The organism is Micromonospora sp. NPDC005299 (assembly GCF_042872345.1).
Lineage (GTDB): Bacteria > Actinomycetota > Actinomycetes > Mycobacteriales > Micromonosporaceae > Micromonospora.
Map to the genome: position 1 here is coordinate 220,216 of NZ_JBIAKG010000003.1, position 24,509 is coordinate 244,724.

25 protein-coding genes are annotated in these 24,509 nt (G+C 74.8%); 10 read left to right on the forward strand and 15 right to left on the reverse strand.

Features of this window, described 5'->3' with window-relative positions:
• A partial coding sequence (locus ACFYPD_RS10330; RefSeq protein ID WP_387111081.1) for a HAMP domain-containing protein occupies positions 1–1,479 on the reverse strand: 1,479 nt, incomplete at its 3' end.
• A 180-nt stretch (positions 1,480–1,659) separates the two neighbouring features.
• Between ACFYPD_RS10330 and ACFYPD_RS10335 the strand changes: the two genes are divergently transcribed.
• The gene (locus ACFYPD_RS10335) at positions 1,660–3,723 is read left to right on the forward strand and encodes a SpoIIE family protein phosphatase (protein ID WP_387111084.1); all 2,064 of its coding nucleotides are present in this window, start codon (positions 1,660–1,662) and stop codon (positions 3,721–3,723) included.
• Positions 3,724–4,270: 547 nt separating this feature from the next.
• Here ACFYPD_RS10335 and ACFYPD_RS10340 read toward each other — a convergent pair.
• Positions 4,271–5,698: an FAD-binding oxidoreductase gene (locus ACFYPD_RS10340; protein ID WP_387111086.1), complete on the reverse strand. Its 1,428-nt coding sequence runs from the start codon at positions 5,696–5,698 to the stop codon at positions 4,271–4,273.
• Positions 5,699–5,798: 100 nt separating this feature from the next.
• Here ACFYPD_RS10340 and ACFYPD_RS10345 point away from each other — a divergent pair, with 100 nt between their 5' ends.
• Positions 5,799–7,913, forward strand: coding sequence for a S9 family peptidase (locus ACFYPD_RS10345; protein ID WP_387111089.1), 2,115 nt, complete (start codon positions 5,799–5,801; stop codon positions 7,911–7,913).
• Between the two features lie 29 nt (positions 7,914–7,942).
• Here the strand turns inward: ACFYPD_RS10345 and ACFYPD_RS10350 are convergent, their stop codons facing one another.
• Positions 7,943–8,884, reverse strand: coding sequence for a threonine/serine dehydratase (locus ACFYPD_RS10350; protein WP_387111092.1), 942 nt, complete (start codon positions 8,882–8,884; stop codon positions 7,943–7,945).
• A 63-nt stretch (positions 8,885–8,947) separates the two neighbouring features.
• On the opposite strand from ACFYPD_RS10350, the gene ACFYPD_RS10355 reads away from it, so the two are divergent.
• Positions 8,948–9,112, forward strand: coding sequence for a hypothetical protein (locus ACFYPD_RS10355; protein WP_387111095.1), 165 nt, complete (start codon positions 8,948–8,950; stop codon positions 9,110–9,112).
• Between the two features lie 196 nt (positions 9,113–9,308).
• Here the strand turns inward: ACFYPD_RS10355 and ACFYPD_RS10360 are convergent, their stop codons facing one another.
• From ACFYPD_RS10360 to ACFYPD_RS10375, 4 genes are all read right to left on the reverse strand, one after another.
• Positions 9,309–10,832 (reverse strand): FtsX-like permease family protein, encoded by a 1,524-nt coding sequence (locus ACFYPD_RS10360; RefSeq protein WP_387111097.1) that lies wholly within the window; start codon positions 10,830–10,832, stop codon positions 9,309–9,311.
• A complete protein-coding gene (locus ACFYPD_RS10365; RefSeq protein ID WP_387111100.1) occupies positions 10,829–11,530 on the reverse strand; it encodes an ABC transporter ATP-binding protein in 702 nt (233 codons plus the stop codon). The genes ACFYPD_RS10360 and ACFYPD_RS10365 overlap by 4 nt, the downstream gene beginning before the upstream one ends.
• Complete coding sequence (locus ACFYPD_RS10370) at positions 11,527–12,063, reverse strand: PadR family transcriptional regulator (RefSeq protein ID WP_387111103.1); 537 nt, start codon at positions 12,061–12,063, stop codon at positions 11,527–11,529. The genes ACFYPD_RS10365 and ACFYPD_RS10370 overlap by 4 nt, the downstream gene beginning before the upstream one ends.
• A 77-nt stretch (positions 12,064–12,140) precedes the next feature.
• The gene (locus ACFYPD_RS10375; protein ID WP_387111105.1) at positions 12,141–12,707 is read right to left on the reverse strand and encodes a TIGR03086 family metal-binding protein; all 567 of its coding nucleotides are present in this window, start codon (positions 12,705–12,707) and stop codon (positions 12,141–12,143) included.
• Positions 12,708–12,738: 31 nt separating this feature from the next.
• On the opposite strand from ACFYPD_RS10375, the gene ACFYPD_RS10380 reads away from it, so the two are divergent.
• Positions 12,739–13,575, forward strand: a complete 837-nt coding sequence (locus tag ACFYPD_RS10380) for a DUF6597 domain-containing transcriptional factor (RefSeq protein WP_387111108.1) — start codon at positions 12,739–12,741, stop codon at positions 13,573–13,575.
• A 10-nt stretch (positions 13,576–13,585) separates the two neighbouring features.
• Here ACFYPD_RS10380 and ACFYPD_RS10385 read toward each other — a convergent pair whose 3' ends face one another.
• The 6 genes from ACFYPD_RS10385 to ACFYPD_RS10410 are packed head-to-tail and all read right to left on the reverse strand — an operon-like array spanning position 13,586 to position 19,181.
• Positions 13,586–15,124: a SpoIIE family protein phosphatase gene (locus ACFYPD_RS10385; protein ID WP_387111110.1), complete on the reverse strand. Its 1,539-nt coding sequence runs from the start codon at positions 15,122–15,124 to the stop codon at positions 13,586–13,588.
• Between the two features lie 2 nt (positions 15,125–15,126).
• Positions 15,127–16,455 (reverse strand): ATP-binding protein, encoded by a 1,329-nt coding sequence (locus tag ACFYPD_RS10390; protein ID WP_387112324.1) that lies wholly within the window; start codon positions 16,453–16,455, stop codon positions 15,127–15,129.
• A 32-nt stretch (positions 16,456–16,487) separates the two neighbouring features.
• Positions 16,488–17,501: an ATP-binding SpoIIE family protein phosphatase gene (locus tag ACFYPD_RS10395; protein WP_387112327.1), complete on the reverse strand. Its 1,014-nt coding sequence runs from the start codon at positions 17,499–17,501 to the stop codon at positions 16,488–16,490.
• Positions 17,498–17,917 carry an ATP-binding protein gene (locus ACFYPD_RS10400; RefSeq protein ID WP_387111113.1) on the reverse strand — a complete coding sequence of 140 codons (420 nt, stop codon included), beginning with the start codon at positions 17,915–17,917 and terminating at the stop codon, positions 17,498–17,500. The genes ACFYPD_RS10395 and ACFYPD_RS10400 overlap by 4 nt, the downstream gene beginning before the upstream one ends.
• The gene (locus ACFYPD_RS10405) at positions 17,914–18,321 is read right to left on the reverse strand and encodes an STAS domain-containing protein (protein WP_387111116.1); all 408 of its coding nucleotides are present in this window, start codon (positions 18,319–18,321) and stop codon (positions 17,914–17,916) included. The genes ACFYPD_RS10400 and ACFYPD_RS10405 overlap by 4 nt, the downstream gene beginning before the upstream one ends.
• Positions 18,321–19,181: an STAS domain-containing protein gene (locus tag ACFYPD_RS10410; RefSeq protein WP_387111119.1), complete on the reverse strand. Its 861-nt coding sequence runs from the start codon at positions 19,179–19,181 to the stop codon at positions 18,321–18,323. The genes ACFYPD_RS10405 and ACFYPD_RS10410 overlap by 1 nt, the downstream gene beginning before the upstream one ends.
• A 161-nt stretch (positions 19,182–19,342) precedes the next feature.
• Between ACFYPD_RS10410 and ACFYPD_RS10415 the strand changes: the two genes are divergently transcribed.
• Positions 19,343–19,702, forward strand: a complete 360-nt coding sequence (locus tag ACFYPD_RS10415) for an STAS domain-containing protein (RefSeq protein WP_091264111.1) — start codon at positions 19,343–19,345, stop codon at positions 19,700–19,702.
• 10 nt (positions 19,703–19,712) lie between these two features.
• Here the strand turns inward: ACFYPD_RS10415 and ACFYPD_RS10420 are convergent, their stop codons facing one another.
• Positions 19,713–21,011 (reverse strand): MFS transporter, encoded by a 1,299-nt coding sequence (locus ACFYPD_RS10420; RefSeq protein WP_387111122.1) that lies wholly within the window; start codon positions 21,009–21,011, stop codon positions 19,713–19,715.
• Between the two features lie 49 nt (positions 21,012–21,060).
• Here ACFYPD_RS10420 and ACFYPD_RS10425 point away from each other — a divergent pair, with 49 nt between their 5' ends.
• From ACFYPD_RS10425 to ACFYPD_RS10445, 5 genes are all read left to right on the forward strand, one after another.
• Positions 21,061–21,744, forward strand: coding sequence for a FadR/GntR family transcriptional regulator (locus tag ACFYPD_RS10425; RefSeq protein ID WP_387111125.1), 684 nt, complete (start codon positions 21,061–21,063; stop codon positions 21,742–21,744).
• Between the two features lie 39 nt (positions 21,745–21,783).
• Positions 21,784–22,254, forward strand: a complete 471-nt coding sequence (gene mscL / locus ACFYPD_RS10430; protein ID WP_387111128.1) for a large conductance mechanosensitive channel protein MscL — start codon at positions 21,784–21,786, stop codon at positions 22,252–22,254.
• A 77-nt stretch (positions 22,255–22,331) separates the two neighbouring features.
• Positions 22,332–22,580: a hypothetical protein gene (locus ACFYPD_RS10435; protein ID WP_387111131.1), complete on the forward strand. Its 249-nt coding sequence runs from the start codon at positions 22,332–22,334 to the stop codon at positions 22,578–22,580.
• Positions 22,581–22,609: 29 nt separating this feature from the next.
• Positions 22,610–22,975, forward strand: coding sequence for a hypothetical protein (locus tag ACFYPD_RS10440; RefSeq protein ID WP_387111134.1), 366 nt, complete (start codon positions 22,610–22,612; stop codon positions 22,973–22,975).
• Positions 22,976–22,997: 22 nt separating this feature from the next.
• Positions 22,998–23,273, forward strand: coding sequence for a hypothetical protein (locus ACFYPD_RS10445; RefSeq protein WP_387111137.1), 276 nt, complete (start codon positions 22,998–23,000; stop codon positions 23,271–23,273).
• Here ACFYPD_RS10445 and ACFYPD_RS10450 read toward each other — a convergent pair whose 3' ends face one another.
• Complete coding sequence (locus tag ACFYPD_RS10450; RefSeq protein ID WP_387111140.1) at positions 23,274–24,482, reverse strand: benzoate/H(+) symporter BenE family transporter; 1,209 nt, start codon at positions 24,480–24,482, stop codon at positions 23,274–23,276.
• Positions 24,483–24,509 lie beyond the last annotated feature (27 nt).

Genomic DNA, 24,509 nt, shown 5'->3' on the forward strand with positions numbered 1-24,509 from the left:
GGTGGTGACCGAGGCGATGTTCCGCACCTGGCTGGTCAGGTTCGACGCCATCGAGTTCACGTTGTCGGTCAGGTCCCGCCAGGTGCCGCTCACGCCCTTCACCTGGGCCTGACCGCCGAGCTTGCCCTCGGTGCCCACCTCACGCGCGACCCGCGTCACCTCGTCGGCGAACGACGACAGCTGGTCGACCATCGTGTTCACGGTGTTCTTCAGCTCCAGGATCTCGCCCTGCGCGTCCACCGTGATCTTCTGCGACAGGTCGCCCTTGGCCACCGCCGTGGACACCTGCGAGATGTTCCGGACCTGGCTGGTCAGGTTGCCGGCGAGCTGGTTCACGTTCTCGGTCAGGTCGCGCCAGGTGCCGGAGACCCCGCGCACCTGCGCCTGGCCGCCGAGCTTTCCCTCGATGCCCACCTCCCGGGCCACCCGGGTCACCTCGTCCGCGAACGACGAGAGCTGGTCGACCATCGTGTTCACGGTGTCCTTCAGCTCCAGGATCTCGCCCTGGGCGGCCACGGTGATCTTCTGAGAGAGGTCGCCGCGGGCCACCGCGGTCGAGACCTGGGCGATGTTGCGGACCTGGCTGGTCAGGTTCGACGCCATCGAGTTGACGCTGTCGGTCAGGTCCTTCCAGGTGCCGGCCACGTTCGGCACGTCCGCCTGGCCGCCGAGCTTGCCCTCGGTGCCCACCTCGCGGGCCACCCGGGTCACCTGCTCGGCGAAGAGCCGAAGCGTGTCGGTGAGGTAGTTCATCGTGTCGGCCAGCTCGGCCACCTCGCCGCGCGCGCCCACCGTGATCTTCTGCGACAGGTCGCCCTTCGCCACCGCCGTCGCCACCTGGGAGATCGACCGCACCTGACCGGTGAGGTTCGACGCCATGGTGTTCACCGAGTCGGTGAGGTCCTTCCAGGTGCCGGCCACGCCGCGCACGTCCGCCTGGCCGCCCAGCTTGCCCTCGGTGCCCACTTCCCGGGCCACCCGCGTCACCTCGTCGGCGAACGACGACAGCTGGTCGACCATGGTGTTCACGGTCCGGCCGATGCGCAGGTACTCACCGCGCAGCGGGCGGCCGTCGATCTCCAGCGCCATGTGCTGGGACAGGTCGCCGTCGGCCACCGCCACGATCACCCGGGCGATCTCCGTGGTCGGGCGGCCCAGGTCGTCGATCAGCGAGTTGACCGCCCGCTGCCCCTCCGCCCAGGAGCCGTCCAGGCCCTCGTCGTCGAGCCGCTCGGTGAGCCGGCCGTCGCGGCCGACCACCCGACTGATCCGGCGCAGGTCCAGGTGCTGCCGCTCCTGCAGCGACACCACGTCGTTGAAGGAGTCCGCCACCTCGCCGGCCAGGCCGGCCCGTCGGGGCAGCCGGACCCGGAGGTCGCCGCGACGGACCCGTCGCAGCGCCTCCACCAGCTCGCCGAGAAGCGCCTCGTGGTCGGACGCGGAGTTGTCCGCGGCTACCGACTGTTTCGCCGTGGTCATCATTCCTCGCTCAGCTCGGGGGCCATCCGGCTCGTGCCGACACGCGGCCATCCCACCATTCTGCCGCGTGTCCCGTCGAGGTCGCGGGCTCCGACCGCGCGCCGCGCCCGATCTGTCCCGTGCCGACCGGATCGGCGGAGCGGCTTGGCACCCGGGGCGGCGGCGGTGGAGGATATGAAGGTGTCAGCGGAGGCGGGGCCGGCGATGAACGGCGGCTCGGACGAACACATCCGGCGCGTCCGCCTCCCCGCCGACCGGCGCACGCCCGCGGCGGCCCGGGCGCTGGTGCGGTCCGTGCTCGCCGAGGCGGACCTGCACGAACTGCTCAACGAGGCGCTGCTGCTGACCACCGAACTCACCACCAACGCGGTCGAACACGCGCGCACCGAACTGGACATCGAGGTCGAAGCCGACCCGGCGGGCCTCACCGTCACGGTCACCGACTTCGCCTCCGGCCCCGTCGACGAGCTGATGGTCGGTGTGCGGAACACCACCTCCGACATCACCGAGGTCGCCGAGCGCGGGCGCGGGCTGCTGCTGGTCGACCACTTCGCCAGCCGGTGGGGCACCACCTACCTGCCCACCGGGAAGGGCGTCTGGTTCCGGCTCGACCGGCCCGACCTCGGGGCGGCCACCCGGCCGGCCGAAACCCGTGCCCCGCTCACCGCCCTGGCGCCGACCGACGGGGGCACCCCGAGCGCCGCCGCGATGAGCGAGCTGATGCAGACCATCCCCGACCCGTACGCGGACGACCCGCTGCCCGAATTCGCCGCCGGGCTGCTGACCCGGGTCGCCGAGATGGTCGGCGCGGCCGGCGGCGTGGTGCGGCTGGACCGCGGCGACGGGCAGGGCAGCCAGGTGCTCGCCCGCTACGGCCGGCAGCCCCGGGAGGGCAACGAGCTGCTGCGCGTGCCGCTCGCCGTGCACCGCCCGTACGCCGGGGAGCTGGAGCTGGACGCGGCGCCCTCCGCGTACGCCCGGCCCCTCGCGGTGCTGGCCGCCGAGCGGCTCTCCCTGCACCTGGAGAACGACCGGCTGCGCCGGGCCGACGTCCGCCGGTCGGCCTGGCTGACCTTCCTGGCCGAGGCGAGCGAGCTGCTCGCCCAGTCGCTGGACGTCGAGCTGACCATGGCGCTCGTCCCGCAGCTCGTGGTGCCCCGGCTCGGCCAGTGGTGCGCGGTGCACACCAGCGACGAGTGGGGGCGGCTGCGGCTCGCCGCGGCCAGCCACGCCGACGAGTCGGTGCTGCCGCAGCTGCACCGGGTGCTCCAGGAGACCGGGCCCGACTCGATCCAGGCCCGGCTGCGGGAGGCGTCCCGGAGCGCGGCCCAGGTGCCGCTGAGCGGGCCGATGGAGGGCTTCGCCGTACCCCTGATCGCCCGCGGGCAGCGGCTCGGCACCCTGGCCGTGGGCCGCCACCAGCGGCACCGGCACGACCCCGACGAGGTCTCGGTGCTGGAGGACGTGGCCCGGCGGGCTGCCCTGGCCATCGAGAACGCCCGGATCCACGCCGAGCGCCGGCGCGTCGCGCAGACGCTTCAGCAGTCGCTGCTGCCGCCGGTGCTCCCGGTGGTCGAGGGCATCGGCTTCGCCGCCGAGTACGTCCCGACCGGCGACGACGCCGAGGTCGGCGGCGACTTCTACGACGTGGTGCCGCTGCCGGACGGCCGGTGGCTGGTCGTGGTCGGCGACGTCTCCGGCAAGGGCGTGCAGGCGGCGGCGGTGACCGGGCTGGTCCGGGACGTGATCCGGGTGCTGGTCGGCGACGGCAAGCCACTGCCGGAGGTGCTCGGCCGGCTCAACGAGACGCTGGTCGAGCGGGGTGGCGGCCGCTACTGCACGCTGGCGCTGGCGGCGGTGGGTCCCGGCGACGGCGACCAGCTCGACGTCTCCCTGCACCTGGCCGGGCACGACCGGCCGGTGCTGCTGCACGGCGGCGGCGGGGCGGGCTTCGTCGGCACCGGCGGCACGGCGCTCGGGCTGCTCGACGCGATCGCCACCCCGACCGCCGAGATCGCGCTCAAGCCGGGCGACGCGCTGATCTTCTACACCGACGGGGTCACCGAGCGGCGGCGCGGCCGGGAACTGTTCGGCACCGACCGCCTGCGCGAGGCCGCGGCACCCCTGGCCGGCTACTCGGCGGACGTGATCGCCGCCCGCCTCCGCGCCACCACCATCGCCTTCTCCGTCGAACCCCCACGCGACGACATCGCCGTCCTGGTCCTCCGCAACGACGCCCTCTGACCCCTTTCCCCCTCGGCGTGCGGCCGCCCCCGCCCCGGCCCCGACCCCGTGCCCGACGATCATGAAGTTAGCGGCCGTGATTGCCCCTTTTGTCGCCGCTAACTTCATGATCGATGAGGCAGCGCCAAGCAAAGGCGGACCAGGGGCGGGGGCAGGTGCGCGCCGGGCCGGGCATCCCGGCCCGGGTACCGCTCCCCCAGCCGACCGGCGCACAGCCGACCGGCGCACAGACGACTGGCGCACGAGCAGCCGGCGCGCACCACGAGCGGTCGGCGTGCAGGCCACTGACCCACGACCGGTCGGCTCGCATGCCACTGGCGCCCGGCGCACGCAGCAGCCGGCGAGCGGACATCGCCCACGGCGCCCCCGCCCGGTCGATCAAGAGGTTTGCGTCCACGACGGGCGCGGTCCTGACGCAAACCTCTTGGTCAACTCCGCCACAGGCGGGCGGCTGCGCCACCGCGCTGTTGATCAAGAAGTTTGCGTCGGGAACGGGGCGGATCGTGACGCGAACTTCTTGATCAGCAACAGCAGGCAGGGGTGGGGGTTACAGGCCGCCGGGGAGGCGGCCGGGGGCGAGGCGGTGGTGGGGGTCGAGGTGGGCCTTGGCCCTGCGGAGGCGGGGCAGGGTGGGCAGTTCGCCCCAGAGGTCGACGGCGCGGCGGACCGGCGCGGGGGCGGAGACCACCACGCAGCGGCCCTGGCGGGCCAGGAGCACACCCCGGACGGCGGCGAGGATCGAGGCCACCCGCTCGGGCGGCAGCGAGCCGGGCAGCGCGGCGTGCACGGCGCCGATCCCGGCCGAGCCGCGGACCGGGACGGGGGTGCCGGCCGCGTCGCGCAGCGCGTAGACGGCGGCGTGCAGGTCGTTGATGGGCACCTCGATCCGCAGCGCCGTGTCGCCGGGGGCGAACGGGTAGCGGCCCCACCACTCGGGGGCGGCGTGGTTGACCACGGCCTCGGGGCCGAGCAGCGCGGCGAGCCGGTCGGCCCGTTCCGCCACGTCGGCGGGGCCGCCTTCCAGGAGCACCACCAGGCTGCCCGCGGCGGCGGGCCGCCCCGGACGCCCGGTCACCGCCGGGTGGTCGGGTCGACCGGCCACGGACGGGTGGGACGCGGGGATCCGCCGGCGCGGCAGCGGCACCGGCACCGGCAGGTCCAGCTCGACGGCCGCCGGGTCGAGCCGGGCGGCGAGCACCGCCCGGACCAGGTCGTGCACCTCCAGCGGGGTCCACACGGGACGGGACACCCAGACCCGGCCGGCCGGCACGGCCTGCACCCGCATGGTGGCCGACACCAGCACCCCGAGGCCGCCCTGCGAGCCGCAGAGCAGCCGGGCCACGTCGAGCCCCGGCACCTCGGCCGCGCCGAAGAGTGCCGCCGCGCCGCCCCGCGCCGGCCCGGCCCGGCCGAGCAGCGCGGTGCCGGGCTCTCCCACGCTGACCAGTTCGCCGTCGGCGTCGAGGTAGCGCACCCCGACGAGCTGGGCGCACGGGCTGCCGTGTCGGTGGCGCAGCGGGCCGGCCTCGTCGGCGGCCAGCACCCCGCCCACGGTCGCCCCGGGCGAGGGCGCGTCGACCGGGAGGCGCCGGCCGGTGCGCTCCAGGGTGGCCTGCACCGCCCGCAGCGGGGTGCCGGCGCCGATCTCGGCCACCGCGGAGCCCTGCGGCTCGTGCCAGACCCCGGCCAGCCGGCCGGTGTCGAGCATGATGTCGACCTGCGCCGGGGCGGCACCCCAGTCGATCTTCGTGCCGGCGCCGCGGGGCACCACGGTCAGGTCGTGCGCCGCGGCCAGCCGGAGCACCTCGGCCGCGGCGTGCGGGCCGCCGGGCACGGCCACCCAGCGGGCCGTCCGGCCGGCCACCTCGTCGGCCGGGCCGGCGAAGCGGGCGAACGGCGGGCCGCAGATCTCCGCCAGCTTCCGGGTGATGTCGAGGGCTCCGGGTCGGTCGGTGGATCGCGCTGCAGCCGCCATGGCGGTTATCGTACACATGTTCGAAAGACCTGGCGGCGAGTCGGCGGATTGCGGCGGCGCGCGGCCGCGGCGGCGGCCCGCCGGCCGGTAACGTGACGCCGTGACCACCAAGACCCGCGACCGGGAGCCGTCGCCCGTGCCCGTCGCCAAGCGCGTTCCGGCCGACCGGACCCACCACGGCGACACCGTCGTCGACGAGTACGCCTGGCTCGCCGCCAAGGACGACCCGGAAACGATCGCCTACCTGACCGCGGAGAACGCGTACACCGAGGCGCGCACCGCGCACCTGGCGGAGCTGCGCGCGGAGCTGTTCGAGGAGACCCGCCGGCGCACCCAGGAGACCGACCTGTCGGTGCCGACCCGCAAGGACGGCTACTGGTACTACACCCGCACGGTCGAGGGCCAGCAGTACGGCGTGCAGTGCCGCCGTGCCGTCCGCGACGGCGAGACCACCCCGCCGGTCAGCGCGGACGGCGCCCCGCTCGACGGCGAGGAGGTGCTGCTCGACGGCAACCGGCTCGCCGAGGGGCACGACTTCTTCTCCCTCGGCGCGTTCGACGTCAGCCCGGACGGGCGCTGGCTGGCCTACTCCACCGACTTCTCCGGCGACGAGCGCTTCAACCTTCGGGTCAAGGATCTCCAGACCGGCGAGGTGCTTCCCGACGAGATCCCGGACACCTTCTACGGCACCGCCTGGTCGAGCGACGCCTCGACGCTGTTCTACGTCACCGTCGACGACGCCTGGCGGCCGAACCGGGTCTGGCGGCACACGGTGGGCACCCCGTCGGGTGCGGACGTGGTGGTGCACCAGGAGGACGACGAGCGGTTCTGGGTGGGCGTCGAGCTGACCCGCTCCGAGCGCTTCGTGCTGATCGACATCCACAGCAAGATCACCAGCGAGGTACGGGTCATCCCGGCCGCCAACCCCACCGGCGAGCCGGCCGTCGTCGCACCGCGCCGGCAGGGCGTCGAGTACGCGGTGGAGCACCACGGGCACCGCTTCCTGATCCTGCACAACGACGGTGCGGAGGACTTCGCGCTGGCGTACACCTCGGCGGACGCCCCGGGCGACTGGACGCCACTGATCCCGCACACCCCCGGCACCCGGCTGGAGGCCGTCGACGCGTTCGAGAACCACCTGGTCGTCTCGCTGCGCAGCAACGGGCTGACCGGGCTGCGGGTGCTGCCGGTCGGCGGCGGCGACAGCTTCGACATCGACTTCCCCGAGCCGCTCTACAGCGTCGGGCTCGACGCCAACCCGGAATACCGCACGGCGGAGGTGCGGCTGCGCTACACCTCGCTGGTCACACCGGACTCGGTCTACGACTACGACCTGGTCACCCGGCAGATGGTGCTGCGCCGGCGGAAGCCGGTGCGGCCCGGCCCGGACGGGCGCGAGTACGACCCGGCCGACTACGAGCAGCACCGGGACTGGGCGCTCGCCGACGACGGCACCCGGGTGCCGATCTCGCTGGTCTGCCGCACGGGCACCCCGCGCGACGGCTCCGCCCCCGCCGTCATCTACGGCTACGGGTCCTACGAGGCGAGCATGGACCCCTGGTTCTCCATCGCCCGGCTCAGCCTGCTCGACCGGGGCGTGATCTTCGCGGTGGCGCACATCCGCGGCGGCGGCGAGCTGGGCCGGCGCTGGTACGACGAGGGCAAGCTGCTGGCCAAGAAGAACACCTTCACCGACTTCGTGGCCTGTGCCCGGCACCTGGTCAAGGCCGGCTGGACGGCCGGTGACCGGCTGGTCGCCCGGGGCGCCTCGGCCGGCGGCCTGCTGATGGGCGCGGTGGCCAACCTCGCCCCGGACGCGTTTGCCGGGATCGTCGCGCAGGTGCCGTTCGTGGACGCGCTCACCTCGATCCTCGACCCGTCGCTGCCGCTGACGGTCACCGAGTGGGAGGAGTGGGGCAACCCGCTCGACGACCCCGAGGTCTACGCGTACATGAAGTCGTACACGCCGTACGAGAACGTGACCGAGGTGGACTACCCGGCGATCCTCGCGGTGACCAGCCTCAACGACACCCGGGTGCTCTACCACGAGCCGGCCAAGTGGATCGCCCGGCTGCGGGCGGTCGCCCCGCAGGGCGACTACCTACTCAAGATCGAGATGGGTGCCGGCCACGGCGGTCCCAGCGGCCGGTACGACGCCTGGCGCGAGGAGGCGTTCGTCAACGCCTGGATCCTGGACCGGCTGGGCCGTGCCTGACCGTCGGGCTGAGGGGCGGCAACCGCCCCTCAGCCCAGCAGCGGGGCCAGCACGTGCGGGTCGGCGTTGCCGCCGGTGACCACCGCGACCGTACGCCCCGGCGGCAGCTCGTCCCGGTGGAAGAGCCGGGCGGCCAGCGCGACCGCGCCGCTCGGCTCGGCCACCAGCCGGGCCTCGCCGAGCAGCCGTCCCATCGCCGCGACGATCTCGTCCTCGGTCACCGTGACGATGCCGTCGAGCCGGTCCCGCAGGTGGGCCAGGGTCAGCTCGGACAGGGTGGTGCGCAGCCCGTCCGCGCAGGTCCGGTAGGTGCGTTCGACCTCCCAGACCACCACCTCACCGGCGGCCAGGGAGTCGCGGGCGTCGGCGGCGAGCAGCGGCTCGACCCCGATCACGGCGGCGGACGGGCGCAGCGCCTTGACCGCGGTGGCCACGCCCGAGGAGAGCCCGCCGCCACCCACCGGCACCAGCACCACGTCCACGTCGGGCAGGTCGGCGACGATCTCCAGGCCGACGGTGCCCTGCCCGGCGATGATCCACGGATGGTCGAACGGCGGCACCAGCACGGCCCCGGTGTCGACGACGATCCGCTCGGCCTCGGCGAGCCGGCGGGCCGGCGGGACGAGCCGCACGTCCGCGCCCAGCGCCCGCATCCGCTCCACCTTGACCCGCGGCGCGCCCTCCGGCACGACCACCGTGCACGGCACGCCGAACGCCCGGGCCGCGTACGCCAGGGCCTGCCCGTGGTTGCCGGAGGAGTGGGTCACCACGCCCCGGGACCGGGCGGCCGGGTCGAGCCGGGCCACTGCGTGGGTCGCCCCACGAAGCTTGAACGAGCCGACCGGTTGCAGGCTCTCCGGTTTGAGCCACAGTTCGTCGTCCCAGAGCGTCGGCAGCAGCGGGGTGCGCACCACGGCGCCGGCGACGTCCTCGGCGGCGGCGCGGACGTCGGCGATCGAGACCAGCTCCATCGCCCCATCCTGCCGCGCGCCGGGATCGGCCGCCGCCCCACGCCCGGCGCCTACACTGCCCGGGTGAGCGAGGACGAGCAGCGGGCGGAAAGCGGACCGGGGCCGGCCCGGCGCGCCCCCGTCTGGCTGATCCTCGGGGTGGTCGCCTCCGCCCTGGTGGTCTGCTGCTGCTCGGCGCTGATCGGCCTGGCCGTCTCCTGGTCCGCCGGCCTCCTCGGCGGCCACTGACCGGACCTGCCCTGCCAACGGGTGGCCCCGCCGCCGCCGGAGGCGTTCAGCAGGAGCCTCCCTGCACCAGCGCCGCTGCTTCGCCGGTGCGGACCATCCGCTGCCAGCGGAGGCGGTTGCCGACCACCGCGGTGCGGGAGGCCACGCCCCCGGGCCTCCCGAGCCAAACAGCGCTGGTGGCGCAGCCCGCGTCACGTCAGGTCGTGCGCAGCTCCTCCACGGTGGTGCTGGCGCGCAGGAAGAGCAGGCCGACGCCGACGGTGAGCAGCACCGCCGCCAGCCCGCCGGCCGCGAACCAGGCCAGCTGCTCCCACGGTACGTGCGGCGGGACGGTCACCTCGGGCACCCACTCGGTGCGGGTGTAGCGGGCCCGGGTGTCCGGGTTCCCGCAGAGCCGCTCGCCCGCGTCGCAGACCTCCTGCGCGTAGCCGCCGCCGGTCGGCGCGGGGAACGCGCCCCGGACGAGCAGGTAGCCGACGGCCAGTGCGAGGCCGATGGCGGGCACGGCCGGGGCGAGCGACTGCCAGAGCAGCGAGCGTCCGATGGTGGCGCGCGGCACCCCGGTTGCCACCAGCGCCGCGTACGCCCGGCGTCGGGTGGCGATGCCCTCGACGACCGCCACCAGCAGGCCGCCGCCCGCGATCGCCACGGAGACGGCGACGGTCAGGTCGACCAGATCCAGCGCGCCGAGGTAGAAGGAGTCCGAGCCGGCGAGCCCCGCGCCGGTCAGGCGGTTGAGCTCCATGGTGGCCAGGAAGTCGGCGCGGGTGCCGGCGGCGCCCGCGCCGAAGACCAGGGCCGCCAGCAGGGCGGCGAAGGTCCGGCTGCCCGCCCACGGGTCGGCGGTCAGCCGGCGCGCGGCGAGCAGCGCGGCCGGGCGGCGGCCGTAGCGGTGCAGCAGGCGGCCGGTGGCGTGGGAGAGCCAGCCGGTGCCGGCGATCACCCCGATCATGGCGGCGAGGGCGCCGAGGATCAGCAACGCCGGCAGCAGCCAGGACGGCGGCTGGGTGTGCCGCCGCTCGTACCAGAGGCCCACCGGCCGGAACGCGGCGAACAGGGCCAGCCCCACCAGGATCAGCAGGCCCGGCCACGGCCAGAGTGCCCGGGTGCGGACCCGACGGACCACGCCGAACGGGGTGGTGGTGACCCGGCGCAGCAGCACCGCGCTGACCAGGGCGGCGAGCAGCGGCAGGCCGAGCACCACGGCCAGCACGGCCGGCGGGGCCGGGTGGACGTCGGTGGGCAGCGGCAGCCGCCCGTCGGCGCCGGGCCGGTGCAGCAGCCGACGCCCGACCAGGAAGGCGGCGAGGCCGCCGACGGTGCCGAGCAGGCTGGCCAGCACGGTCTCCGCGGCCGCGATCCGGGTGACCTGGTGCGGGGTCGCCCCGGCCAACCGGAACGCGGCCAGGCGCCGGTCCCGGGCCGGCGCGCCGAGCCGGGCGCACTGCCCGGCCAGCCCGAGCACCGGCACGACGAGCAGCAGCAGGGCGAACGCCAGGCCGCCACGCAGGCCGGGCTCGCGCAGCAGCCCGTTGGTGTACTGGAGGGACCAGCGGACGGAGTTGTCGTCGGTGGCCGGCGGGGTAGGTATGGCCAGCACGGTAAGCGCGGCCAGGCCCGCGAGCGTGGCCAGGGCGGCGCTCAGCGCGGTCAGCGCGACCCGGGCGGTGTCGGTCCGGGTGCCGGCGCGGGCGAGCTGGAGCAGGGTGCCCGGGCTCACCGGTGGCCGCCGGGCACCGGCGCGTCGAGGCCGAGGCCCGACTGGTCGACCGCCCCGTCGCGCAGGGTCACCTCGCGGTCGGCGTACGCGGCGATCCGCGGCTCGTGGGTGACCAGCACGACGGTGGTGCGCTGCTCCCGGGCGAGCCGGACGAGCTGGGTGAGGACCTGCTCGCCGGTGAGGGTGTCCAGCGCGCCGGTGGGCTCGTCGGCGAAGAGCACCCGCGGCTCGGTGACCAGGGCCCGGGCCAGGGCACACCGCTGCTGCTGCCCGCCGGACATCTCGCCCGGCGAGGCGTCGGCGACCTCGGCCACACCCAGCCGCTCCAGCCAGGTGAGCGCCGCCGTCCGCGCCTCTCGCCGCCCCGTGCCGGCGAGAAGCAGCGGAAGGGCGACGTTCTCCGCCGCGGTCAGCTCGGCGACGAGCTGACCGAACTGGAAGAGCACCCCGAACTCGGTGCGCCGCAGCCGGGACCGGGCCGACTCCGACCACTCGTCGATCCGCTCCCCACGCCAGGTGACCTGCCCGGCGTCCGGGCGCAGGATGCCGGCGAGACAGTGCAGCAGGGTGGACTTGCCGCAGCCGCTCGGGCCGGTGACGGCGAGGATCTCGCCCTCGGCCACGTCGAGCGTCACGCCGCGCAGGGCCGGCGTCCTCCCGTACGCGCGGACCACGCCGCGCGCCTCCAGGAAACTCACGAATGCACCTCCCGGTGCCAGTCGGCGACCCGGTCGAGGGTGGTGTGCAGCCACCGCAGGTCGGCGTCGAGATGGGCGATGGCGAAGTCGGCCGCGATCACCTCGTCGAGGTCGGCCGCGGGGGCCGTCTTCACCGCGGTCAGCTCGCGCAGCCGCTCGGTGTGCGCCCGCCGCTGGGCGACCAGGTAGGCGCGGGCCCGCTCGACGTCGGCCACCATGAGCGCGACCACCACCTTGGCGAAGAGGGTGCTCGCCACGTACGGCATCGGCGGCTCGACGGTGGCCAGCCACCGGTCGAGCGCGGCCCGCCCCTCCCCGGTGAGCGCGTAGGACGTGCGGTCGGGGCCGCCCTCGCGGGCCTGCCCGGCCGGGGCGACCAGGCCGTCCCGCTGGAGCCGGGCCAGGGTGGCGTAGACCTGCCCGAAGGCGAGCGGCCGGGCCCGGGGCAGCCGCTCGTCGTGGGCGCGCTTCAGCTCGTAGCCGTGTCGGGGGCCGCGCGCGAGCAGCCCGAGCAGTACGTGCTGAGTGGACACGCCCCACACTATTCGTTGAGTGAATAGTGGTGTCAAGAGCGGCCCGTACGGGCGCGTCGCCGTACGGGCCGGTCGGGTCAGGGAGTCCAGGCGGGGTCGCGGCCGGCCCGGCCGAGCAGGGCGTCCAGCGTGGTCGGCTCGGCACTGGTCGGTACGGGTTCGCCGAAGGCGCCCATCTTCTGCCCGGTGTCGCCCATCCGGTCCATGAAGCCGTGCCCCGCCGCGAGCACCGCCGGGTCGACCTCCAGCCGCTGGCCGGTCGCCCGGGACAGGTCCCAGCCATGCACGACGAGGTCGATCAGGGCCATGTGACCGACGGTCTCCTGCGGCAGCCCCATGCCCGGCGAGACGCCCTCCAGCGCCGCCGGGTCGGCCCACGCCCGCGTCAGGCGGGCACTCTCGGTCGCGAACCGGTCGCGCCAGCCCTCGGTCAGGTGGTCGGTCTTGGCCGCCCAGTCCACCTCCCGCCGGGCGGCCAGGTCCTGGAAGTTCACCACCACGTCGAAGAGGTGGTTGAGCAGGTCGCGCACCGTGTAGTCGGGGCACGGGGTGGGCAGGCCGAGCTGGTCGTCGGAGATGCCCTGGACCACCGCCGCCGTGCGGGGCGCGGCGACGGCCAGCAGCTCACTAGTCTTCGTGGTCATAGGACCAGCGTATGAGGGCGGTCTTGAAGAAATGCGACATGAACCGCGGCGGGACAGCAGGGGGATTCTCGACCCCGGCCGGTTGCTGCGGCGGGTCCGCTTCCGGCGCCTGCTGGCCGCCCCGGCGCTGCAGCCCTGGGTCGAGCACTACTGGCTGGTCGACTGGGCGCTGACCGAACCGTTCGTCCAGCGGATCGTCCCGCACCCGGCGGTCAACGTGGTGTTCCAGGCCCAGGCCGGCGGGCCGGAGCACGGCGAACTCACCGGGGTGGACACCGGCCTGTTCACGGTCACCCTGCACGGCACCGGCAGGGTGACCGCCGTCAAGTTCCGGCCGGGTGGCTTCCGCCCCTTCTGGCGCCGCCCGGTTTCCGAGCTGACCGGCCGGCGCCTCCCACTGCCCGCCGGGCCACCACCGGCCGGCGCGGCCCCCACCGGACCGTTCGCCGCCGGGCCGGTCTGCCCGGGCACGGACGAGGAGCGGTGCCGCCGACTCGACGACCTGCTCACCGCCTGGCAGCCGGCGCCGGACCCGCTCACCGCCGAGGCCACCGCCCTGGTCGAGGAGATCCGCGCCGACCGGAGCGTCCTGCGCGTCGACGACTTCGCCGGGCGGCACGAGGTCTCCACCCGGCGCCTCCAGCGGCTGTTCCTGGAGCACGTCGGCGTCGGTCCGAAGTGGGTGATCCGCCGCTACCGGCTCCAGGAGGCGATCGAGCAGGCCGCCGCCGGGCCGCTGGACTGGTCGCGGGTCGCCGCCGATCTGGGGTACGCCGACCAGGCTCACCTGGTCCGCGAGTTCACCGCGGTGGCCGGGGTGTCGCCGGCCGCGTACGCCCGCTCGCTGGCGGCCTCGCGCGGCGGGTGACCCCGGGGGCTCAGCGGCGGCGGAGGGCCACCACCGCGACGTCGTCCTGGATCTCCGGCGGCGCCAGTTCGACCAGCAGCCGTTGGCAGAACTCGTCGAGGTCGTCGTCGACCCGGGCGGCGACCGCGGCGAGCGCCGCCATGCCCTCGTCGATCGTGGCGTCCCGCCGCTCGATCAGCCCGTCGGTGTAGAGGACCAGCGTGGCCCCGGCCGGCAGCACGAACTCCAGGTCCGGCGGGCGGGGCGCGCGCACCCCGAGCAGCGGGGCGGGCTGCTGCACGAACTCGGTCCGCCCGTCGCTGCTGATCAGGGCCGGCAGGTGCCCGGCGCTGGCCAGCCGGATCAGCCCGCTGCCCGGATCGAGCAGCAGCAGGCAGAGGGTCGCCAGCTCGGTCGGCAGCAGGGTACGCATCAGCTCGTTGACCCGGTCCAGGATCACCCCCGGCGGATGCCCCTCGACCGCATACGCACGCACCGCGTGTCGCAGCTCGGCCATCACCGTGGCGGCGTGCAGGGAGTGCCCGGCCACGTCGCCGATCGCCATCAGCAGGTGCCCGTCGAGCATCACCAGCTCGTAGAAGTCCCCGCCCACCTCGGTCTGGGCGCTCGCCGGCTCGTAGCGGACGGCCAGGTCGAGGCCGGCGACCTCGGGCAGCCGGCGGGGCAGCAGGCTGCGCTGGAGGGTCACCGCGATGCGATGCTCCTGGTCGAAGGAGCGCTGCGCCTCGACCGCCGAGGCGACCGCCTGGGCGAGCTGCACCAGCACCGGGGTGCGTACGGTCTGGGTGGCGGTCGGCACCACCACGTAGAGCGAGGCCCGGTCCTCCCGGAGCCGGGTGGCGGCCACGGTCAGCGTGTCGCCTTCGGGCCAGGCGGTCAGGTCCCAGGTGGCCGGGTCGTCGACCCGGACCCGGGTGCCGAGCGGCTGGCCGGTGTCGTCCACCGTCCACGGCACGATCACCGGCGGCGCCTCCGGCCCGACGGTCACTCCGGCCAGGCAGTCCCCGTCGAACGTCTCCGCCACCACGGCCGCCGGGCTCTTGAAGATCCGTGCCGCGCCGGCGGCCGCCGCCTCCAGCAGCCGGCCGAAGCTCGACGCCGCGTGCATCTCCACGGTCGCGTCGGCCAGCGCGGCCAGCCGCTCGGCGAGCAGTTCGGCCCGCTGCCGGGCCTGGTAGTAGCGGAGCACCGCATGCGCGGTGGCGACCAGTTCCTCCGGCTCGATCGGCTCGGCCAGGTACGCGTCCGCGCCCCGGGTCAGCCCCTGCGCCCGGTCCACCACGTCCACGGCGTGCGCGGAGACGTGGATGACCGGGGTCGACGGACGGAACTCCTTGATCAGCTCGCAGACCTCGAAGCCGCTCATGTCCGGCAGCCGGACGTCGAGCACCACGAGGTCGATGCGGTCCTTGCGTACCCGGTCCAGCGCCTCGGCGCCGTTCTCCGCCTCCAGGGTGGCGAAGCCCGCCCGGGTCAGCCAGTGCACCAGCAGGTACCGCTTCGGACTGCTGTCGTCGACCACCAGCACGGTCGCCGGGCCGCCCCCCACCGTCAGGCTCCGCCCACGGGTAGGACCACGGTGAAGGTGCTGCCCCGGCCCGGTTCGCTGGCCAGCTTGAGCGTCCCGCCGAGCAGCGTGACCAGCCGCCGCGCGTACGGCAGGCCGAGGCCGGTGCCGCCGACCCGGGTCGTGCCGGGCACCTGGTAGAACTCTTCGAAGATCCGCTCGTGCAGCTCCGGCGGGATGCCCGCGCCGGTGTCGGTGACCGTCAGCGACCAGAGTTCGCCCTGGCGTTCCGCCCGCAACCGCACCGCACCCCGCTCGGTGAACTTGAGCCCGTTGTGCAGCAGGTTGCGCAGCACCTGGGCGAGCAGCACCTCGTCCGAGCGGACCGCCGCCGGGGCGGGCGGCTCCTCCACCACCAGCTCCACCTCGGGCCGGGTGGCCAGCGCCCGCAGCGTGCCGCGGAGCTGCCCGAACAGCGCGCGCAGGTCCACCTCGGCCCAGTTCGGTTCGAGCCGGCCGGACTCGGCCTTGGCCAGGTCGAGCAGCTCGTTGACCAGGCCGAGCAGGTCGGCCGCGGACGACCGGATCAGCCCCACCTGCCGGGCCTGCTCGGCGGTGAGCGGGTCGGAGGCGGAGTCGGCGAGCAGCCGGGCCAGCCCGATGATCGCGGTCACCGGGGCGCGCAGCTCATGGCTCACGTTGGCCAGGAACCGGCTCTTCGACTCGCTGGCGGCGCGGAGCTGGGCGGACTTCTCGTCCAGCTCGGCGTAGAGCGCCACCACGCCGCGGTTGGTCTCCTCCAGCTCCTCGGTGAGCTGGTTGTAGAGCGCCATGACGCCCCGGTTGGTCTCCTGGAGCTCGGAGTTGAGCACCTCCAGCTCGTCGCGATGGCTGCGGACCTCGTCGAGGGCGGCGACGAGCTGCGTGTTCTGCGCGGCCAACTCGTCCAGGGCGGTGCCCGGAGCGCTGCTGGCCAGCTCGGTCCGGAGCTGGGCGAGGCGCTCCGGCGTGAACGGCGGCGCCTGCGCCGGGACTCGTCGGGACATCCTCACGACCGTATCGTCCCCGGCGGTCACCACACCCAGCAAGTCCACCAGACGCGCCACCGCACCGGACTGCGGCTCGTAGCGGCCGTCCGGCAGCGGGCGAACGGGGGCCAGATCGACCCGGAGCACCGGCTGGCCGGTGTGGGCGTCGACGACGACCGCGAAGGTGACGTCCGCGCCGCCGACCGCGCGCAGCAGGTCGCGGGCCACCTCGCTGAGCGCGGTGGCCAGGCGTACCTGGTCCTGGTGCTCCAGCCCGACCGCGGCGGCCACCTCCCGGCCGCGCTGCCGGACCAGGAAGATGTCCTGCTCCACCCGGAGCCCCATCTGCAGCAGCGGGTCCTGGGCGGACGGCCGGGTCACGGCTCCGCCCGGGCGACCAGGACGCAGGCGTCGTCGCGGCGGATCCCGGCGTCGCGAATCAGGGTGGCGGCGGCCAGCAGTGGCGCACGGCTGGCCAGGCCGGGGTAGTCGGCCAGGTCCCAGCGGTCCGTCACGCCGTCGCTGTGCATCACCAGGGTCGCGCCGGACGGGAACGGGTAGTCGTACTCCCGCACCGAGGGGCGCTGGTGTCCGGCGATGCCGGGCAGCGAGACGAGGCCCCGCCGCCGCTCGCCCGCGGCCACGATCATGGCTGCGATGTTGCCGAGCCCGGCGTACCGCAGCAAGCCCGACACGGGGTCCGGCTCGGCCACCGCCAGGGCGGCGCCACGGGTGTGCGACATGGCCCGGTGCAGGTGCTGCACCACGGTGGCCGGCGACCCGGCCGGCGCCGTCCGGAAGGCGGCCAGCGCGGCTCCGGTGGCGGCGGCGGCCAGCGGGCCGTGCCCGAGGCCGTCGCAGACCAGCACCTGCCGTCGGCCGTCGACCACCCGCACCGCGTACCCGTCGCCGCTGACCTGCTCGCCGGTGATCGGCCGGGCCAGCGCGCCGGCCCAGTCCGGCTCGGGGACCGGACCGTCCCAGACCTGGACGACCAGCACGGTGCCCCGGCCGGGCAGGGAGTAGCCGTCGAACCGGCTCGCCTGCCGGACGATCGCGCCGAGGCCGATGCCGAGGGTGCCGGTGGTGGAGTGCCCGTCCGCCGAGGAGAGGGCGAGGTCGGCCATGCCAGGGCCGGAGTCGATCGCCACCAGTTCCACCCCGGCCCGACCGCCCCGGCGTACCGGCCGGAGCAGCAGGGTGCCCTCCTGGGCGTGCTTCACCAGGTTGCTGGTGATCTCGGCGGCGACGATGGCCAGGTCGGCGACGCGCTGCTCACCGAGTTCCACCTGCCGGCCGAGCCGCTCGGCGGCCCGCCGCACGCTGCTCGCCGTGGCGCCGCTCTCCACCCGGAACCAGAGACCGTGGTCGGCGACCACGTCGCCGATCATCGGGACCACTTGGTGACGGTGATCCGGGTGCCCTCACCCACGGCGGTCCAGATGTCGAAGTCGTCGACCAGCCGGCGGGCGCCGCTGAGCCCCAGGCCCAGCCCACCACCGGTGGTGAAGCCGTCGGTGAAGGCCTCGTCGAGGTCGGCGATGCCCGGCCCCTGGTCGGCGAAGACGACGCGGACCCCGCGCCGGCGGCCGTCCTCCACCGTGGTCACCTCCGCGCTGCCCCCGCCGCCGTAGATCAACGTGTTGCGGGCCAGCTCGCTGGCGGCGGTGACCAGCTTGGTCTGGTCGACCAGCGAGAGCTTGCCCGCGACGGCGGTGGTACGCACCAGCTGCCGCACCCGGACCACGTCCTCGTCGCTGCGGATCGCCTGGGTCGCCGGCACCCCCAGGTCGACGCCGGCGGTCACGGCGTTGCCGTCGTCTCGGTGTCCTCGTCGTCCGCCTCGTCCCACTCGTCGCCCCGGCTCGCCGCGATCAGCTCCATGCCGCGCTCGACGTTCAACGCGGTACGGATGCCGTTGAGCGACAGCCCGAGCTCGACCAGGGTGATGGCGACGGCGGGACGCATCCCAACCACCACCGTCTCGGCGTCCAGCACCTTGGAGATGGACGCGATGGCGGAGAGCATCCGGCCGACGAAGGAGTCGACGATGTCCAGCGCCGTGATGTCGATGATCACGCCGTGCGAGCCGGTGGCGACGATCCGCTCGGCCAGGTCGTCCTGGAGCTGGATCGCCGTCTGGTCGGACATGTCGACCTGGATGGAGACCAGCAGGATGTCGCCGATCTTGAGGATCGGCACCCGCTCCATCAGAACTCCCGGCGCGCGCGGCGGGCGGGGGTCTCGACGCCGGTCAGGCGCAGCACGTGGCGCAGCGCGTCGGCCAGGCTCGCCTTGGTGGCGATGTCGCCGAACTCGATGCCCAGGGCCACGATCGTCTGGGCGATCTGCGGCCGGATGCCGGAGATGATGCAGTCGGCGCCCATCAGCCGGGCGGCCACCACGGTCTTGAGGATGTGCTGGGCGACCTGGGTGTCCACCGCCGGCACGCCGGTGATGTCGATGATCGCGTACGGCGAGCCCGTGTCGACCAGGGTCTGGAGCAGCCGCTCCATCACCACCTGGGCGCGGGCCGAGTCGAGGGTGCCGACCAGCGGGACGGCGACCACGCCCTCCCACAGCTTCACCACCGGGGTGGACAGCTCCAGCAGCTGCTCCGCCTGGTCGGCGATCAGGCCCTCGCGGGTGCGCACGAAGCTCTCGAAGGTGAACAGCCCCATCTGGTCGATCAGGGCGGAGATGGCGACGAAGTCGCGGAGGGTGCCCGCGTCCTTGTCCTGCTCCATCAGCTCCAGCAGCGCGTCCTTGAGCGCGAACACGCTGATCGCGGTCTCGGTGGCGCTGAAGCCCTGCCGGGCCCGGCTGGCGGAGAGCTCGGCCAGCACGGCCCGCAGCTCGCCGCCGTGCTCGTCGGCCAGGTCGGCGAGCCCGTGCTGCCCGGCGTCGATGAGGCTGCGGTGCAACTCCCGCGCCTGCCGCGCCAGTTCCGCCTGGCTGAGCCGGCCACGCAGCGAGCTCGCCACGATCTCTGTCCAGCGCGCGGTCAGCCGGTCGGCGTGCTCGGTCAGCAGGCGGGCGAGCCGACCACTCTGTTCGGCGCTCAACGCCATGTTGACCTCCCTGAACTCTGGACGGGCGGACTCTATCACCGGGGTCCGCGGCACTAGTTGTCGCGGAGCAAAGAAATGATCGACGGCACCCTTCTCGGCTCCCGTTCTGCACGCCGCCAGCTTCGTGGGATACCGTTCCACCGAACACAGGAGGTCGGCGAATGTCCCTGACGGTGCACACGGAACAGCGCGGCGACGTGGTCGTCGTGTCGGTCGCGGGCGAGCTGGACATGGCGACGGCACCGCAGCTCCAGGACCAGATCACGGACCTGCTGGACAAGGGGCGCAACCGCCTCGTGTTCGACCTGGCCGAGGTGTCGTTCTGCGACTCCACCGGGCTGTCGGTGTTCGTACGCGCCAAGAACAGCTGCGACGAGGCCGGCGGCGTGGTCCGGCTGGCCGCCCCGCAGCGCGGCGTGCTCCGCATCCTTGAGGTGAGCGGCCTGGTCGAGGTGCTGCACACCTACCCGACGGTGGAGCAGGCCGTGGCGGGCGACCCCACGCCGGCCTCCTCCTCCTGACCTTCTCCCCTCAGCGCTCGTCCTCGATGTGCCGGGGACGGGCGATCACCATGCCCGCCGCCGTCTGCACGGCGAGCGCCACCAGCAGGAAGCCGATCGGCGCGGTCCAGCCCCCGGTCGCCTCGTAGAGGATGCCGACCAGCAGCGGGCCGAGCGCGGCGATCACGTAGCCGGTGCTCTGCGCGAAGGCGGAGAGCGCGACCGTGCCCTCGGCGGTCCGGGCGCGCAGGCCGATCGTGGTCAGGATCAGCGGGAACGCGCCCTGACCGAAGGCCAGCAGCAGCACCCAGAGCGGCGCGAGGCCGTGCGGCGCGAGCGCCAGGCCGATGTACGCGGCCGTGGAGAACGCGGTCAGCGACAGCACCAGCGGGCGCAGCGTGGGCAGCCGGCCGGCCAGGGCCGGCATCATGAGCGCCACCGGCACGCCGAGCGCGGTCACCCCGGCGAGCAGCAGGCCGGCCGCCTCCGGTGCGTAGCCGGCGTCCCGGAAGAGCTGGGCCAGCCAGCCCATGATCGCGTACCCGCTGAGCGACTGCGCCCCGAAGTACACCGCCATGGCCCAGCCGAGCCGGGTCCGCGCCGGCCGCACCGGCGCCGGCGCGGCGGCGGTCACCGCCGGGGTCGCCGTGCGTCGCGCGCCGCGGGCCCGCAGCGCCAGCGGCACCCACGGGAGGACGGCCACCGCGGCCAGCCCGGCCCAGACGCCGAGCCCGGCCCGCCAGGAGCCGAAGGCGTGGGCGATCGGCACCGCCGAGGCGGCGGCCACCGTCGTGCCCACGGTCAGGGCCATCGTGTACGCCCCGGTGACCAGCCCGGTGCGGTGCGGGAAGTGCTGCTTGACCAGCATCGGCAGCAGGATGTTCGCGACCGCGATGCCGGCCAGCGCGAGCGCGCTGGTGAGCACGAAGACCGCCGTCGAGTCGGTGACCACGCGGAGCACCTGCCCGACGGTCAGCGCGACCATGGCCACCACCAGCACCCGGGCGGCGGGCCAGCGGCGGACCAGCCACGGGGTGAGCGCGCCGAGCCCGGCGAAGGCGATGGTGGGCAGCGTGGTGACCAGGCCGGCCGTCGCGCCGGAGAGGCCGAGCCCGTCGCGGATCTCGTCGAGCAGGGCACCCAGGCTGGTCACCGCGGCGCGCAGGTTGACCGCGACGAGCAGCATGCCGACCAGGACCAGCAGGCCGCCGCGGGCCGGGGTGGCCTGCGGCGCGGGGGCGGCGGCCGGGGCCGGGGCCGGCCCGGGCGTCACGTCGGTGGTGGGCATGTTGGTGACGGGGCCCGCGGTGGACGGGGGTGGCGGGGTCATGACCTCGAACCTACAATCATGGGATGAATTTCGGCAGAAGGTGTAACCGGTGACACCCGCCGTCGATTCCGTCGCCGTGCCGCCGCGCGGCCACCGGGTGCGCCAGACCATCGAGCAGCTCCGGGGCCGGATCCTCGGCGGCGAGTGGCCGGTGGGCGCGAAGATCCCCACCGAGCCGCAGCTCGTCGCCGCGCTGGGCGTCGGGCGGAACACGGTCCGCGAGGCGGTCCGGGCACTGGTGCACGCCGGGGTGCTGGAGTGCCGGCAGGGCTCCGGGACCTACGTGGTGTCGACCGACGAACTGGCCCCGGTGGTGGCCCGCCGGCTCACCGACGACCGGATGGCCGAGGTGATCGAGGTCCGGCGCGCCTTCGAGGTGGAGGCGGCCCGGCTCGCCGCGCTGCGGCGTACCCCCGAGGACCTGGTGGCGCTCGACGGCGCGCTCGCCACCCGGGAGGCCGCCTGGCGCTCCGGCCGGGTCGGTGAGTTCGTGGAGGCGGACGCCGCGCTGCACACCGCGGTGGTGGCCGCCGCGCACAACGCCATGCTGGCCGAGCTCTACGCCTCGGTCGGCGCCGCGCTGCGCAGCACCGTCGCCCAGGCGATGGGCGAGACCCTGGAGCCCGAGCGGTACGTGGACCACGGCCGGCTGGTCGAGGCCATCCGGGACGGCGACCCCGCCCGGGCGGCGATCGAGGCCGGTGCTTTCCTCGAAGGCCCCTCCCGGGCATAGGTTGTCCCGGACGGAAATTCGGACAGCACGGGAGTGCGGATGCTCAAGGGCTTCAAAGACTTCATCATGCGCGGCAACGTCGTCGACCTGGCGGTCGGTGTCGTCATCGGTGCCGCCTTCACCGGGGTGGTCACCCAGCTCACCAAGTCGTTCCTGGAACCGCTGGTCCGGGTGTTCATCGCGCTGATCACCGGCAGCAAGAACGGGATCACCGGGTCGACCCCGACCTTCCGCAGCATCCCGTTCGACTGGGTGGCCTTCGTCAACGCCGCGATCACCTTCCTGCTCACCGCGGCGGCGCTGTACTTCCTGGTCGTCTACCCGATGAACCGGCTCGCCGAGCGGCGCAAGCGCGGCGAGGAGCCGCCGCCGAAGGCCCCCAGCGAGGAGGTGCGGTTGCTCACCGAGATCCGGGACGCGCTGCTCGCCGGCAACCACGGCACGCCGGCCCAGCGCGGCGCTCTGGACGACGTGCTCGGCCGCCGGCAGGAGCCCCCGGCCGCGCGCTGACGCCATAGCCGATCGGCCCCCGTGGGAATCCCGCGGGGGCCGACGTGTGTCGAACACATGTTCGATAGAGTCCCGGCATGGAGCAGCGCAGGCACTGGTGGAACGGGAAATGGGGGCGGCTGGCCCGGCGGGACGTCTTCCTCCGGGTCGACGGCGACCGCTGGCACGTCGAGCAGCGCGCCGGCGGCGCCGAGGGGGTCTCCAAGTTCTACGAGTACGCCAGCGTCGAGCAGGCCGAGGAAACGGTCCGGGCGCTGCTGGAGGGGCCGGACACCTGGCGGGAGCTGTCCCCCCGCCCGCCGAGCGGCTGGGCTCCGCCCGTTTAGCGCCCGCGCGCCTCGGGAACCGCGCCTGTATGAGCCAGCAGCAGGACAGCGTCTCCCGGGTCACCACCGGCATGCGGGTGGTCGACTCCACCGGCGCGGAGGTGGGCACCGTGGATCTCGTCCAGCGCGGCGACCCGGCCGCCGTGACCGTGCAGGCGCCCGCCCCGGTGGACCCGGGCAGCAGCCTGGACGAGCTGATCGAGTCGGCGGCCGCCGAGGAGCCGGACGTTCCGGCCGACCTGGCCGCCCGGCTGCTGCGCGAGGGCTACCTCAAGGTCTCCACCGAACTGGCCCGCACCGGTGCGGTCTACGTGCTGGCCGACCGGATCGCGGCGGTCACCGACGACGGCGTACGCCTCACCGTCCCCGCCGGCGAACTCCCCCCGGAGGAGTGACTCCGCGCCTACGGTGGGCGGCATGTGGATGGTGATCGGAGAGCAGGGCGGCACGCCGACCGAGGCGGCCGCACGGGCCGCCCAGTTCGCGCACATGGCCGAGGTGACCCGGCAGAGCCCGGGCTTCGTCCGGGGTTGGTGGGGCGTGGACGACGACGAGCCCGACCTCAGCCACGCGCTGGTCGTCCTCGACACGCTGGAGCAGGCGCGGGCGCTCCGGCGGATGGTCGAGCAGAACGTCACCGGCGTCCGCCTGCGGATCATGGAGATCGGCGTCGAGGCGGAAGGCGTCGCCTGATCAGCCGGCCCGGGCCGGGGCGGCCGGTTCCGGTGCGGGCTCGGCCACCGGTGGCGTGGCCGGGCGACGGCGGCGGAACAGCAGGAGCATCAGCCAGCCGGCGACCAGCCCCCAGAACGCGCCGCCCACGCCGAGCAGGCTCACCCCGGAGGCGGTGACCACGAGCGTGACCACGGCGGCCTCCCGGGCGTCCGGCTCGGCAACCGCCGCCGCGACCGCGCCGGCCAGCGCGCCGAGCAGCGCGAGCCCGGCCACGGCCTCGACCAGGACCGGCGGGGAGAGCAGCACCAGGGCGGTCGCCACGCCGGCGCCCAGGCCGAGCAGCGCCAGGCCGATGCCCGCGGTGACCGAGGCGATCCAGCGTCGCTCCGGGTCGGGGTGGGCGTCGGGGCCGGCCGCCAGCGCGGCGGTGATCGCGGCCAGGTTCACCGCGTGCCCGCCGGCCGGCGCGCCGAGCGCGGTGGCGAGCCCGGTCACGCGGAGCGCGGAGCCCAGCGGGGCCCGGTAGCCGTAGCCGGCCAGCACGGCCGTTCCCGGCACGTTCTGCGCGGCCATGGTGACCAGGAACAGCGGCAGCGCCAGCCCGACGATCGCGGGCAGCGTCCAGGCGGGCGCGGTCAGCACGACGGCCGGGGCGGCGTCGATCCGGGCCGGCCCGGACGCGGTCAGCGCGATCGCCACCACCGCCACGGCGAGCGCGCCGGGCACCGCCCAGCGGCGGGCGAAGCGGTGCAGCAGGAGCCAGGCGAGCACCACCGGCCCGGCCAGCCGGGGCACCTCGACCAGCGCCCGGACGGGCGCGGTGCAGAGCGGCAGCAGCACTCCGGCGAGCATGGCGCTGGCGATCGGCGCGGGGATCGCGGCGACGGCCCGACCGAGCGCGGGGACGAGCCCGGCCGCGACGATCAGCGCGCCGGTGAGCAGGAAGGCGCCGACCGCCGCCGGCCACCCGCCGGGCACCGGCCCGGTGGCGACGAGCAGGGCGGCGCCCGGGGTGGACCAGGCGATGGCCAGCGGCAGCCGGTGCCGCAGACCGAGCCAGACGGCGCAGCAGCCGCTGGCCACGCAGAGGGCGAGCAGGCCGGAGGCCGCCTGTGCCTGGTCCGCGCCCACCGCGCGCAGCCCGGCGAGCACAACCGTGAACGAGCTGGCGAAGCCGACGAGTGCGGTCACCACGCCGGCCAGGACGGGTTGCAGTCGACCGGCCATGCTCTCCCCCTCACCCACCGTTCCGTT